General features: G+C 31.6%; 13 protein-coding genes. All 13 read left to right on the forward strand.

Going from position 1 to position 14,688, the window contains the following annotated elements; all coding sequences use genetic code 11:
- Positions 1 to 126 precede the first annotated feature (126 nt).
- Positions 127 to 939: a peptidase MA family metallohydrolase gene (locus T335_RS0106345; RefSeq protein ID WP_026476796.1), complete on the forward strand. Its 813-nt coding sequence runs from the start codon at positions 127 to 129 to the stop codon at positions 937 to 939.
- Positions 940 to 1,054: 115 nt separating this feature from the next.
- A complete protein-coding gene (locus T335_RS0106350; protein ID WP_026476797.1) occupies positions 1,055 to 1,744 on the forward strand; it encodes a response regulator in 690 nt (229 codons plus the stop codon).
- A 2-nt stretch (positions 1,745 to 1,746) separates the two neighbouring features.
- A complete protein-coding gene (locus T335_RS0106355) occupies positions 1,747 to 3,549 on the forward strand; it encodes a sensor histidine kinase (RefSeq protein ID WP_026476798.1) in 1,803 nt (600 codons plus the stop codon).
- Between the two features lie 80 nt (positions 3,550 to 3,629).
- Positions 3,630 to 4,136, forward strand: a complete 507-nt coding sequence (locus tag T335_RS0106360; RefSeq protein WP_026476799.1) for a hypothetical protein — start codon at positions 3,630 to 3,632, stop codon at positions 4,134 to 4,136.
- A gap of 15 nt (positions 4,137 to 4,151) precedes the next feature.
- Positions 4,152 to 5,585, forward strand: coding sequence for a two-component system activity regulator YycH (locus T335_RS0106365; protein WP_026476800.1), 1,434 nt, complete (start codon positions 4,152 to 4,154; stop codon positions 5,583 to 5,585).
- Between the two features lie 16 nt (positions 5,586 to 5,601).
- Positions 5,602 to 6,507: a two-component system regulatory protein YycI gene (yycI, locus tag T335_RS0106370; RefSeq protein WP_156943638.1), complete on the forward strand. Its 906-nt coding sequence runs from the start codon at positions 5,602 to 5,604 to the stop codon at positions 6,505 to 6,507.
- Between the two features lie 323 nt (positions 6,508 to 6,830).
- On the forward strand, positions 6,831 to 8,087 hold the full coding sequence (locus T335_RS0106375; RefSeq protein WP_026476802.1) for a UDP-N-acetylglucosamine 1-carboxyvinyltransferase: 1,257 nt from the start codon (positions 6,831 to 6,833) through the stop codon (positions 8,085 to 8,087).
- Between the two features lie 136 nt (positions 8,088 to 8,223).
- On the forward strand, positions 8,224 to 9,024 hold the full coding sequence (locus tag T335_RS0106380) for an MBL fold metallo-hydrolase (protein WP_034327899.1): 801 nt from the start codon (positions 8,224 to 8,226) through the stop codon (positions 9,022 to 9,024).
- Positions 9,025 to 9,141: 117 nt separating this feature from the next.
- Positions 9,142 to 10,392, forward strand: coding sequence for a serine protease HtrA (htrA, locus tag T335_RS0106385; RefSeq protein ID WP_242837259.1), 1,251 nt, complete (start codon positions 9,142 to 9,144; stop codon positions 10,390 to 10,392).
- Between the two features lie 203 nt (positions 10,393 to 10,595).
- The gene (locus T335_RS21925) at positions 10,596 to 10,763 is read left to right on the forward strand and encodes a CxxH/CxxC protein (protein WP_084281029.1); all 168 of its coding nucleotides are present in this window, start codon (positions 10,596 to 10,598) and stop codon (positions 10,761 to 10,763) included.
- Between the two features lie 55 nt (positions 10,764 to 10,818).
- A complete protein-coding gene (gene rlmH, locus T335_RS0106395; RefSeq protein ID WP_026476805.1) occupies positions 10,819 to 11,298 on the forward strand; it encodes a 23S rRNA (pseudouridine(1915)-N(3))-methyltransferase RlmH in 480 nt (159 codons plus the stop codon).
- A gap of 186 nt (positions 11,299 to 11,484) precedes the next feature.
- Positions 11,485 to 13,569 carry a winged helix DNA-binding protein gene (locus tag T335_RS20045; RefSeq protein ID WP_330371200.1) on the forward strand — a complete coding sequence of 695 codons (2,085 nt, stop codon included), beginning with the start codon at positions 11,485 to 11,487 and terminating at the stop codon, positions 13,567 to 13,569.
- Between the two features lie 329 nt (positions 13,570 to 13,898).
- The gene (locus T335_RS0106405; RefSeq protein WP_026476806.1) at positions 13,899 to 14,432 is read left to right on the forward strand and encodes a hypothetical protein; all 534 of its coding nucleotides are present in this window, start codon (positions 13,899 to 13,901) and stop codon (positions 14,430 to 14,432) included.
- Positions 14,433 to 14,688 lie beyond the last annotated feature (256 nt).

Consider the following 14,688-nt stretch of genomic DNA (forward strand, 5'->3'; position numbering starts at 1 on the left):
TGAAAAAGTGATAAAAATATATTATCTTACATATTACACCAGTATTAAATACTTGGAAGTTTACATAATTGTATGTTATACTATTAAAGAACTATCCCTTTACATAGCAAAAAGGGAGGGGTAGCTATGATAAAATCACTAAGAAATAACACAAGTAATTTGAAATTAAAGATTTGTATAACTTTGCTTATTTTAATCATGTCTGTTGGTGGTTATCTGGGACAAGTAGAGGTGCTTAGGGTCATGCGCCCTATTATAAGAAATGTTGAAAATCTAGCAGTATCTTTTCAGGTAAGAAACTATCATCAATTGGAAACAGATCATTTTATAATTAAATATAACAATATAGACGAAGATATTTTAGCGTTAGTTGCATATACTGCTGAGAGTAAGTATCAGCAGGCTGTTAAAATATTTCAGTATGAACCTAAAAGTAAAATTTCCTTAGTATTATATGATGAACCAGCACCTATGATGAAGGTAACAATGCTAAGGAAGGGTACACCACCAATGGGTGTCTACTATGGTGATACCTTGCATATTCTTGACCCAACCCATTGGGTGAAGGATGAAGAGAGGTTAGAAGAATTATTTTATAATGAAGGACCTGTCCTTCATGAGCTAATCCATTTGTTCACCGACCATCTAGGTAAAGGAAACTTTCCTATTTGGTTTACAGAGGGGGTTAGCCTTTACTTTGAATATGAGATTGATGGTTATGAATGGGGTAAATGGGTGGAATTCAGAGATGATGAATTTAATCTTACAGATCTGACCAACTCATTCCATCAGTTAGACCAATTTAAAGCTTATACAAGATCCTTTAGGATCATTAAGAACTTTGTAGAGGAAGAAGGAATTAATACCCTTATTCAGCTTATTCATGATTTGGGTAATGGTGAAAACTTAGAGAATTATTACCACTTATTTAAATATTAATTAATAGAAGTCAAAAATTTTTGACTTCTATTAATTAAATATTGTGGACAGCAGGAAAAAAGGATCTCTAAGTAGAATGTTTATCTATTAAAAAAGTCTGGGGTGGTTTGAAGTTATGGAGAAAAAAGTTTTAGTCGTTGAAGACGAAAAAACAATTGCTGATATTGTGAAGTATAACTTGGAAAAGGAAGGCTATACAGTTGAAGTTGCAGGAGATGGAGAAGAGGCATTACATAAAGTTGCCAAATTCAATCCTGATTTAGTTCTCTTGGATGTAATGTTACCCAAGCTGGATGGATTTCAAGTTTGTAGAAAAATAAGAGAAAATTTCTCCATGCCTGTTTTGATGCTAACAGCAAAGGAAGAGGAACTAGATAAGGTTTTAGGGTTAGAGATGGGTGCTGATGACTATATTACTAAACCTTTTGGAATGAGAGAATTATTAGCTAGGGTTAAAGCGAATTTAAGACGTGTAAATATATCCGATGGAGATAAAAATGCAGGTGTCATTTCTTCAGGTGTTCTTACAATTGATTTTAATAAATATGAAGTGAAGAAGGAAACAAGTGTTATAGAATTAACGTCTAGGGAGTTTGAATTGTTAAGATTCTTAGCAACTCAAGCCGAATTAGTTTTTACAAGAGAACAATTACTAAAAGAGGTTTGGGGATATGAGTACTATGGAGATATACGAACGGTTGATGTAACGATTAGAAGACTAAGAGAAAAAATAGAAGATAACTCCAGTAGTCCAAAATATATTATGACTAAAAGAGGAGTCGGGTACTATTTTAGGAGGGCATAGGGATGTTCAAGAGCATAAGGTGGAAATTTATAACAATTTACTTCCTCCTTGTATTTATCGCCATGATCATAATAGGGGTCTTTTTGATACAACAATTCCAACAATACCATTTTGGGGAAGTTAGTAAAAATATTGAAGAGACAGCCAACTATGTAATGATGGCATTAAAGGATTTGGACTTAGAGAAAGATCGTAATGATATACAAGCCAACATAAGCCCATACGAAATGATGGGTTTAGAGATTTATGTTATTAAAAATGATAGTAGCTATACAATTGCTGCAACTACAAACACTGGTTATATCTCATATAATGCGACAGACATTTTAGAGCCAGATTTAATTTTAGCTGCATTTTTTGGAGAAAAATCAGAAAAAGGGACCCTAAGAAATAATAGAAGTACGATGAATAATGTATATCCTATATATGATGAGCATAGTAGGATTATTGGAGCCCTTTATTTAAGAAAAGATTTAACCGATATAAATGAAACACTAGAACAATCAAAGAGAATATTAATAAATGCAACTTTTCTAGCATTATTAATTACCATCGTCTTAGGATTTTTTATTGCAAAAAGTATAACGGGGCCAATTCAAGATGTTACTACCAAAGCAGAAAAGATGTCTAAGGGTGATTTTGATCAATATGTAGAAGTAAAGTCTGATGACGAAATTGGCCAGTTGGCATCTATGTTTAATTTATTGACAGGGAAACTTAAGGCTACTCTGCAGGAAATGTCTAGTGAAAAGCAAAAAATGGACACCATCATTACCTATATGGCCGATGGATTAATAGCAGCTAACGGAGAAGGTAGAGTAATTCATGCAAATCCAAGAGCTATTGAGATGTTAGGATTAAATGAAGAAAAACTTTTAAATATGGGTTTTGATGAAATTTTTAATCCCTTTAATGAAAGACTAACTATTTCCCAACTAAAATCAATTGTCAATGGAGAGTCTAAAAGTGAAATGATGGTCATGCAGGATGGGATCACCTTACGAGCTAATTATGCATCATTTATTAACGAGAAGAGTGAGTTTGGAGGAATCATTGTTTTACTGCAGGATGTTACAGAACATGAAAAGTTAGAGAAAATTAGAAAAGAATTTGTTGCTAATGTTTCCCATGAACTGAAAACTCCTTTAACAACTATCAAAAGCTATACTGAAACATTAATTGATGGCGTAATAGATGAAAAGGAAATGGCATTACAATTTCTTCACGTGATAGATACTGAGGTTGACCGTATGAATCGTTTAGTTAGGGACTTACTTCAGTTATCTAATATCGATTTTAAAAAAGGCGCTTGGGATAAAAAAGCGGTTGATTTAAATGATGTAATTAAAAAAGTTGTTTTAAAATTAGATGTATCTGCAAAGAATAAAGAACAACAGTTAAAGTGTTTTGTTGAGGATGAAGTTAACTCTATTGATATTTTTGCTGATGAAGACCGAATCGAACAAGTTTTATTAAACGTTGTAAGTAACTCTTTGAAGTATACACCAAAGGGTGGTTTGGTAGAAGTTACTGTTAAGTCTACGGAAGAGAATGCTGTAATTGAGATTATTGATACCGGTATAGGGATTCCTAAAGAGGATATACCAAGACTATTTGAACGTTTCTATCGTGTTGATAAAGCTAGGTCGAGGGAAATGGGCGGAACAGGATTAGGTTTATCTATTGCCAAGGAAATAATTGATGCCCATGAGGGATCAATCCAAATTTTTAGTAACGAAGAAAAGGGCACAAAGGTTGTAATTTCACTACCTTTAATGGGAGAATCTCATGTAATTTATTCTTAATTTGGTTGTAATATGATTGTAACATTATTCTTGTATAATGATAATAATTACACGTATGTTGTTTTACAGGAGGAATCTGTATGATGAAAAAATTAATGGCATGTACATGCGTACTTGTTATATTAGGAAGCTCAGGCTCCTTCACATATGCAAACCAGACTAACAAATCTGCTATTGTGAGGGAAGCTAAACAATTACAAGTTGTTACACCAGAAAGAGATGAGTCTAGCACAACAAATAATAAATTGGTTATTGAATTTACTGCCCCTAGAGAAACTCAAGTAACGATCCTAGTATACTATAATACAAGTCTTGAAAAAGATGGGGAAAACTTTACATTAGGACTAGATCCTATAACCATCGAAGTAGGAGCGCTTCAAAGAGGTTGGGCGGAAGTCGACTTAAGAAGAGGCACTAACAAGGTAGAAGTTCATGCAATATTTAAAGATGGTTCAAAGGAAATGGAAACACGCATAGTAAGAGTCAATAGAGTTGAGGATGTAAAAAAGTCTTTAGAAGATAATAAACTTTTAAGATCTACAACACAAATCTTACAAGGAATTGCAGGTAACGGCAAAACTCAGTAATCTGGAGTGGAAACTATGAATAGAGAAAGAACTAAAACCTTGATATTATCTTTGCTGGTAATATTGAGCATTATGTCGGTTCATAAGATTTGGTTCGATTCACCGCTACCATTATTACAAACAGACGCGACTGGCGGAAAGGAGTATCAAGCCAAAGTTTATGACTTGCGTAATCAGGTTATTTCACCGAAGAGGGCAACTGTAGGCTTTGGTGGAGGAACTAGGAATGATCCATACGCCATTCCATATACGATTTTAGATTATTATGAGATGAAGGATGTTTGGGAAATAAGCAAACTCCTTCTTCTTGATTTTTTCGCAGGAGAAGTAGAAATAGAATCCATCGGTATAGATCAATATCTCGATAATAATAGACGAAGGTTTGTCGAATTAGAGTTTGGAGATAATATATCATCCGTAATACTTTCTTCATTATTTGAAGTAGTAGATAGTAGGATTATTAGAAATGTACGGGAAATCAAAAAAATCTTTATCCCTGTAAATAATGTTGGTCGAATCTACTTGGTAGGTAATGATGATAATATTTATGAAGTAAGATTAAATAATTATCAAAATGATATGTTAGAAGGATCTATTTTAGAACTTGAAAGAAAAGAGTTTGTTAGATATTATCCTACTTTAAATTATGTGGGGAATCAAACCCTCATACCTGTAAATTATGATCAACCATTGCACTCAATAGTAATTGAAAGTGAGATTAATAGTAATAATGAATCTGATGTGATTGCAAGAACGAAAAGTCTTTTTAATGATAATTTTGATTTTGTTAAAACAATACAAGAAACCAGTGGTTCTAGAATCTTTTTATATGGCTATGGGGAAAAAAGTGTTCGGGTAAGTAATCGAGGTCATCTAGAATTTAAACAAGAAGTTGGAAATGCTTCAAGTACTAATGTAACAGAAGCCTTAAACGTAGCTCTTGGTTTTATAGATGGTCATGGAGGGCTACCAGAAACAGCCTACATAGACAAAATAGAAAATGTTGCTGAGTCTAATAAAGGTTACTATTTTTCTTTCGGTTATAGTGTTGGTGGATACCCAATAGCCATTGGTGATGATATACCACCGATTGAAATTGAGATATTTGGAAATAAGGTGAAGACCTATAGACGGATAATTAGAAATGAGTTAAACCCAGCTTCTTTCGATATGGGCGAAGGCATTATATCTCCAATAAATATTATTGAAAAACATCTTGAATTACTTAAGAAAGATTTTATTGAAGATTCAATTACTGTAGATAAAATAGATGATAACGAGATTTTAAGTAGTATTAGTAATGTAGAAATCGTTTATCATGATCCCTTAGAAATAGGGGGGATGCAATTGCTTACTCCAAACTGGAGGATCACAGTGAATAATAGGGTTTACTATTTTGACGGATATAGTGGGTCATTATTATATAATTATAATTATACTGCAAATTAATTTGGTGGTGGATGATATGGATTGGTCAAAGGCAAAAAATATTCTAATATTAGCTTTTATCGTGACCAATATGTTTTTATTCTATCATTTGAGTAGGGATCTATTGGTAGGTGGAGACCTAAACATTATTAGCGATCAATATATCTCAAATGTAGAGACACATTTAAAAGAAAATGGAATTTTTCTAGAAACGGATATTCCTAAGGAGATAATCTCTCTACCTGTTTATTTAACAGTTAAATATCAACAATATAACCCTAATGAGGTAGCCAAACAATTTTTAAGGGAAAATTATAAGTTAGCTGACGAAGGTGTTAATAAGTTAGACATAAATGAGGTTGTCTATCAAAAGGGTGATGAAAAACTTATAGTTGAGAGCAGTAAAAGAATTCAGTACTATAACTTCAATAAAGGTAGAGCCAGCAGTCTTAGTGAAAAGGATGCCATTAGTAAAAGTATTGAGTTTTTAGCCCAGGTGGGTTTCGATGATTCTGATGTGCTTCTTAATCAAATCCATCATAATTATTATAATGAGATTTTAGATGAGCACTTATATAAGTTAATATACAATCAGACTTTCAATAATCGGTTTTTAGGGGAGAGTCATATTCATGTATATGTTAACGACATTGGTGTTGTTGGTTTCGAAAGTATGCTTTTAGAGGTGGAAAAGGTAAATAATGAGAAAAAAGTTTTAATCCCTGCAACCCACGCACTACTTAGAAAAATGTCTGAAATAGTTGATGATAATAAAGGGAATCGAGTTGTAGTCGATCGTATTGAAATGGGATATTATTTCAATCCTCATGATTTTGATTTTGTTACTAACTGGCATACAATTGAAACTGGAAGAGCTTTTCCAGCTTGGAAAATTACATTAACAAATGGAAGAACCTATTATGTCGAAGCCTTGAAAAATTAATGTTTTTTAAAAAAAATAAAGGATTTTTAAATTAAAAGTAGAAAAAGTATATTGGACTTTTCTACTTTTTTTTTATTGCATAAAATAAATTATTAGATAATTTAGAAAAAAATAGAGTTACTTAAGTTATTTTTTGATGTTATAGAATGGTATAATAAAATTTAAGTAAAAATATTATTTTATATAGTTAAATTTTCCATTAACAAATAGACATGTAAGTGATAAAATAGGAGTTATGAGTGGTGTAAATATGCGAAATGCTTTGATTAATAAATTTATTAAATTTAAAGGTGGTGGATTGCTGACACTGGTCAGTGGGATCTATGGATAAAATAATAATTGATGGTGGTAAAAAATTACAAGGTATTGTTAATATAAGTGGTTTTAAAAATGCTGCTGTAGCTATTATTCCAGCTACAGTTTTAGCTGGAGGTAAGTGCATTATTGAAAATTTACCGCAAATAAGTGATGTAAAGACTCTTGGTAGTATATTAACTAATTTAGGTGCATCAGTTGTTGAAATAGACGAAAAAACAATGGAAGTAGATACAACAAAAATGAATCAATGCTTTGCCGACTATGAAATGGCGAAAGAACTTCGGGCTTCCTATTATCTTTTAGGTGCAGGTCTGGGTCGATTTAAAAAGGCTAGGGTAATTTATCCAGGAGGCTGTTCTATTGGGACAAGACCTATTGATCAACATATAAAAGGATTTGAAGCTTTAGGTGCAAGTGTTTCTATAGAACATGGACTTATTTCAGTAGAAGCAGAAAGGCTAGTTGGAGCAGAAATTTATATGGATGTTGTGAGTGTAGGGGCAACAATTAACATTATGCTGGCAGCTACAATGGCTGAAGGAAATACCATTATTGAAAATGCAGCAAAGGAACCCCATATTGTTGATGTTGCCAACTTCTTAAACTGTATGGGTGCAGATATCCGTGGAGCAGGTACTGATGTCATTAAAATCCGTGGAGTTGAAAAGCTTAAAGGATGTAATCATATGGTTATTCCTGACCAAATTGAAGCGGGAACTTATATGATTGCTGCTGCAGCAACTGGTGGAGACGTAATTATTAATAACGTAATTCCTAAGCATTTAGAAGCAATTACAGCTAAACTAAAGGAGATGGGTGTAGAAGTAGTTGAAAATGGCGACTCTTTACGAATCATATCTTCTAAAAACTTAAAAAATATTAGTATTAAAACCCTTGTTTATCCAGGTTTTCCTACTGATCTTCAACAACCAATGTCAAGTTTATTAACTATTGCTAAAGGAACAGGGATGGTAACTGAGACAATTTTTGAAGGTCGTTTTAAACATGTAGATGAACTTAAAAGAATGGGAGCCGATATAAAAGTAGAGGGAAGAGTAGCAGTAATACAAGGGGTAAGTAACTTAATGGGAGCAAAGGTAGCTGCTAGTGATCTTCGAGCTGGTGCAGCCTTATTAATTGCTGGACTTATTGCAGAGGGTGAAACTGAAATAGAAAACATTCACTATATTGAAAGAGGCTATGATAATGTTGTAGAGAAGTTAGCTAGTTTGGGAGCTTCAATTAAGAAAATAGTAGGTTAGATAAATGCACATCCCAAAGGGTGTGCATTCTAGCCTTTAGTATAATTTGTGCGATAATCTTCACAAAACCATCATATAACTTTGATATAATTATAGAAACTCGATCAAACTAAAGCACAACGATTGGGGGTGTAATATGACAATAAATTTTTGTTCCCTTGCCAGCGGTAGTAGTGGTAACTGTCATTTTATCGCTGATGATAGTAATTCAATATTAATAGATGCTGGGTTGAGTGGTAAGCAGATCCAGTTAAAGCTAGGGGAAATAGGAGTCGAACCCCAAAAACTTTCAGGTATTTTAATTAGCCATGAACATTCAGATCATATTCACGGGGCAGGTATTTTGTCCCGTAGATTTAACATCCCAATTTTTGCAAATAAAGGGACATGGGAAGGAATGGAGCATAAGTTAGGGAGCATAAAGGAAGATAATATTAAAATATTTGAAACTAATAAACCCTTTGAAATGGGTAATTTCTCGATACTACCCTATGAGATTTCCCATGATGCAAATGAACCTGTTGGTTTTTCTCTTTTTAATGGTAGAACTAAAATTTGTATAACTACAGATTTAGGCCACATTACAGACGAGATTAAGGATCATATTAGTGATTCTGATTTGGTAGTATTAGAGTCAAATCATGATATAGAGATGTTAAAGGCTGGGGGATATCCCTATTACTTAAAGAGGCGTATACTTTCAGATTTTGGACATTTAAGTAATGAAGCTTGTGGCAATGCCATTGTAGATCTAGTAAATAAAAATGTAAAAACTGTAATGCTAGCTCATTTAAGTAAAGATAATAACTTTCCAGAGTTGGCAATCGAGACAATTAAAAGTATCTTATCAATGAACGAAATTGTCATTAATAAGGATGTTATGATTGATATGGCTTTTCGAGATCGTGTAAGTCATTTGTATCGGTTCTGTAAATAATCTTTATCTTTAATTATGAAGAAATTTAGCTAAAATGGACATAATTATTGTTATACTATTTTAAATCAGTTAGGATTGAATATTTTTCAAAATATAGCTATTCAGGAGGTACTGATTATGAACTATGATAATAATAATGAATATCAAGAAATAAATGACCCTCAAGAAAATACACCAATGGTAGAAGGTGTGGATCAAAGGATGGATCAAGATATGAAAATGGAAGCTCGGCCTTCCACCTATTTTGATCAAGAAAGAAAATTAAAACCCAAAAAAACTTCAAAGGTAAGTTATTTTATTCTTATATTAGTAGGTGCATTACTAGGAAGTACAATTACGATGGCTGCCACATATACTTACTTACCCCAGATTATCCAACAAAGGGGAATTTATGTAGGAAGTGGGGAAGGTCAACCGTTTGTTATTGAACCTGTACAAGATTTAACTGTATATTCGGCGGTTGCAAGAAAAGCAATGTCTTCGGTGGTTGGGATTACCACAATTACATTACAAAGGGATGCATTTTTTGGAACAACAAGAAGAACACCTAGCTTAGGGACAGGTGTTATTGTTGATGCAAGGGGATACATCTTAACTAATTCCCATGTAGTTGGGGATGGTAATGTAGAAGAGATAGGTGTCATTTTATATGATGGAGAGCAGTTGCCAGCTGAAGTTGTTTGGCAAGATAGAAGTTTAGATTTAGCCGTCATAAAGGTAGATGCTGCAAATTTACCTGTTGCTGAATTGGGAGATAGTGATCTTTTAGAAGTCGGTGAAATTGCCGTGGCTATTGGTAATCCTTTAGGTTTAAACTTTGAAAGAACATTAACCCAAGGGGTAATTAGTGGATTAAATCGTTCAATTCCGCTGGATGGACAAGAAACAATCGAGAATTTAATTCAGACTGATGCTTCTATTAACCCTGGTAATAGTGGAGGTCCGTTATTAAATGCTAGAGGGCAAGTAATTGGAATTAACACTGCTAAAATTAGATCTGGGGAAGGATTAGGGTTTGCAATACCCATTAATACAGCTAAACCAATAGTTGAACAAATTATTGAGCAAGGTGAATTTACTCGAGTTCATTTAGGAATACGTGGTGTAAATGTAGATGCTTTTGAAGCTACAACTGGTACAAAGCTTCAAGCAGAATATGGTATTTATGTAGTTGAAATTGTTGCAGATTCACCTGCAGAAGTTTTTGGCATGTTACCTGGGGATGTAATTACTAAAATTGGTGAAATAACTGTAAAAACCATGGGCGGATTACAAAGAGAATTATATAGATATCGCCCTGGAGATCGTATAGATGTAACTGTCATTAGAAATGGCAGAGAAGAAGTGATTAATATTCAGTTTGAATAGAAGGTCTTTTTAGAACCAAGCTCTTTTGAGCTTGGTTTTTACATATTATTGTAAAATTTATAAAGTTAGTATATAATAATGAAAAGTATAAAAGTTAAAGCTATGGTAGAAAAGTGAATTAGTTCTACTAAATTTACTAATAATAAGTATGAATAAATTTATATTTATTGAATATAAAAAAACCATGAATATGGGGTGAGGCTATGTATGTTGTTTGTAGTAAACATGTAGAAGATGCAATAGAGGAATTTGTTGATGTATATGAGCAGCCACCGGACTTATACGAATTAGATACCATTACTTTTACTGAATGGACAACTCCAAGTTGTTGTCATTTTTGTGATACGGTTCCTAAATACTTAATTGTTTAGCTGAGGTATATACTCAGCTTTTTCTATTTATATTGATTTAGATAGGTGGGATAAAGTGAATATTACTATATTAACAGTAGGAAAAATCAAAGAAAAGTTTTTTAAGCAAGCTATTGATGAATATGCAAAAAGGCTATCAAGATATTGTAAGCTAAACTTTGTTGAAGTGGCTGATGAAAAGGCACCAGAGAACTTAAGTAATGCAGACATGGAGATTATTAAAGCTAAGGAAGGAGAAAACCTTCTAAAACATATAAAGGACGGTAGTTATGTTATTGCCTTAGTAATTAAAGGGAAAATGTTAACCTCTGAAGAACTAGCTGATCAAATGAATAAGTTAGCAATCACAGGAAATAGTCAAATAGTCTTTGTTATTGGGGGCTCTTTAGGGTTGGCTGATGAGGTTATAAAACGTGCTGACTTTAAGCTTTCTTTTTCACCTATGACTTTTCCTCATCAGCTTATGAAGGTGGTATTGTTGGAGCAGATTTATAGGGGGTTTAGGATTATTAAGGGTGAACCGTACCATAAATGACGGCGGTTTTTTGAAACATATATAGGATACAGCCGACTCTAGTATTTTCGTAAATACAATAATTATAGGAAGCCTAAGAAATATTGATACAATAGAAAGACAACTTTTTTCTACAAAGCTATCTAATTATTGCCATAATATGCTAAAATAATATTAATATCAATAATAGGGGTGATAACTTTGGGAATGGAACTATTATCATGTTCAGTACAAATAGAGAAAGTATTTAAATCTCTAATGCAAAGTGGTAGACCGGATGTATATGATGATGAGAATAATAACATCACAGGAGATCTTTATGTTGACCTATTTGAGCAGGATTATATGTTAAGACAGGTGTTAGATAATAATCATATAATTTTAAAAGGTAGAAGAGGAACTGGCAAATCTACGATTTTCGTTAAGGCTGAAAAAATAATTCAACAAAATGAAAAAGATTCACTGCCAATATATATTAATTTACAAACTTGCTATGAAGAAATAAAAACATCAGGTTCAAATGATGCAAGTAGCCATTTGACTAAAATTAGAACATATACAAATTTTTTAAGTGAGGTTTTAAAGAGTATCCAAAAAAAAGCTAGGTCAAAGATAAGGGATTCAAAAGATTTCGATCAACTGTTTCAAGCTATAGAAAATGGAGAATATTTTGATGCTGATTTTGAAAGAAGTATTGAAGTTGCAGCTACAATTGAAGAAGAAAATAAAAAAAGTTTAGGTGCAAGTTTAGATATAACAAGCCTTGGATTAAGTGGAGAACTTGGTAAAAACAATAAAGTAAATTCTAGCTTATCTCATCAACGTCATGAAATTAGGTTGTTTTCAATACATAGTATATTGAAGAGAATAAAAGAAATTTTAGAAAATAGCGGAATTAATAAAATTTATTTATTCTTAGATGATTTTAGTGAACTTACTAAAGAGAGCCAAATGGTTATAGTAGATTCTTTAATAGCTCCTATCATTACATCATATAATGATACATTTAAAATTAAAATAGCAGCCTATCCAGGAAGAATATACTTGGGAAGTATCGATTCAACTAAAATACCTACAAACTCCCTAGATTTTTACGATGCATTTGAGCAAAGTACTAGTAATTATACTGGTGTAGAAAAAGCAGCAATTGATTACATTAAAAGAACTCTAGAAAAAAGATTAGAAGTATTTACTGCTAATCAAATCAAACTGCATGAGATATTTTCAATAAACAGCAGAGCTACATTGGATGATTACCTAAAAAGATTATTTGAATGTAGTGCAGCAATACCACGGGTGTTAGGATTCATATTAAATTATTGCTATCTAGGGTCGATAAATAATGGGAATCCTATAACAATGAATAATATTGATAATGCTTCTATAAAGCACTATGAAGAAAATGTGTATAACGATTTTATTAATGATGCAAGATTTAAACAATCATTTTATGATGATAAGAGCTTGCTTGATCAAGTTGCACAAAAAAACTTAATGGATGAAATGGTAAAATATCTATATGAAGTTAAAAGAAAGGTAATCAAGGATTATCAGGATGGAAAGCTGAGTAATCAGTTGTTTATTGAGACATTAGAAAATAATAAAAGAGGGAGTGCTTATTGGCTACCTACTTCCTATTTTTATGTGAGTAAAAGTTCAGAAAAACTACTAAAAACTTTAGAATTAAGCTATATCGTAAATAAGTTCAATGAAGGAAGCTCTAGAGGTGCAGGAGAGGAAAAGGACTGTTATTATGGTCTTAATTATGGTTTATGTTTATCTAAAAAGATAGATTACGGAAGACCGGATGGGAGAAGGAAATCAGACTATTGGAGACAAGACGAGTTTGATTTGACAAACTTTATACCGACTATTTTAAGTAATATCGAGACTATTCAATGTACTAATTGCGGGAAAATATACAATGATATTGAATTTGAAATATATGAAAAGAATAAGAATTGTTTTCAATGTACTGAACATAATACGGTAAAGAAAATTAATAAGTTTGAGAAGAAATTAAAAAGTAAGCTAGACGAGTGGAGAGAAAAAAGTCTTCCTAATGTGCATATTGAAATATTAAGAGTGTTATATAACCATAGAAATTCAGAATTATCTGCATCAGATATTGGAACTATAATAGATAAACATCACCTTACAATCACAAATGCAATGAGAACCTTATGTAAAAGAGAATATGTAGAATATAATACACATGATAAGCGATATTATTCTATAACAGACAGATCTATTTCTGATTTCTTTTCAGATTCAATTGATAATTTAATGTAGTGATATTAATTAAAAGATATGGTTGTTACCATATCTTTTAATATAAAAAAAACTCTGGTACGATAATTTGGTGAATCGGATTAAAAGTGATTATATTTTTTCACTTAAACCTGTAAATTTTCAATGATATTTGGCAATATAGGAATTGTAAATCTATAGCTTTATAATATCTTTATTAGTATACAATAGATACAATACAATAAATAAAAATTAAAAGAGTGGGAATCATACTGAGCAATACCCACAGAAACGGGAAGGGGTACTGTCTGGAGTGACCTCCTGTTGCCATACAGTTCGAAATTAATTTTTCAAAATTATAAGGAGGACAAATGCATACTTCAGCAATTAAAAATATTAAAACATATGAAAACGGGAAAATTGGTGTTTCCTATTTAATTACAGAAGTTTATAAAGACGATTGGCGTGATACTAAAGATTACGATGAATATCATATAAGATATAATGAATATAACTATGTGAATGAAATAGATTTTTATTCTATGTATATAGAAAATTCAGAGGTTGAACTAGAAAAGTGTTTTATTAGTGATTTCTCACTAGAATATATAAGTAAGCTTGTAGAAAATACTGAATATAATGATGATTATAAACTTTTAAATATAGAATTAAGAAACTGTTATCTTGTAGCTAAAAAATTTTCTGTATTTAAGGACTTTAAGATAAAGAAAGTTGTATTTAATAGATGTATTTTTGATATATTGAGAATTGATTTAATAAATTTAATAATGGATACAAATAGCCAATTTGAATTTTATGATTGTAAATTTATAAATACTCAAATATCTTTTGAGGATTTTATAATGGATAATGCACACTTTGTTATTTCAAATTGTGAATTTTAAAACTCTAAGATTATATTTAAAGGAACAATCAACAATTCCAATATGTTTTTTAATAGTAATAAATTTATTGTATCTCCACTGTTTTTTTATGAAAGTAAATTTACAAACTCTCTGCTTTGTTTATCTAGTGATTTTAAATATAATAATGATATACATTTTCAATCAATATATTGTAACAATTCAAATTTTGATTTTTGTATTGATAATTCATCAATTAATAATGTAAGTGTTATAGAGTTTGAAAAAAATAATTTTG

Origin of the sequence: Alkaliphilus transvaalensis ATCC 700919, assembly GCF_000621485.1 — a bacterium.
GTDB classification, from domain to species: Bacteria; Bacillota; Clostridia; order Peptostreptococcales; family Natronincolaceae; genus Alkaliphilus; species Alkaliphilus transvaalensis.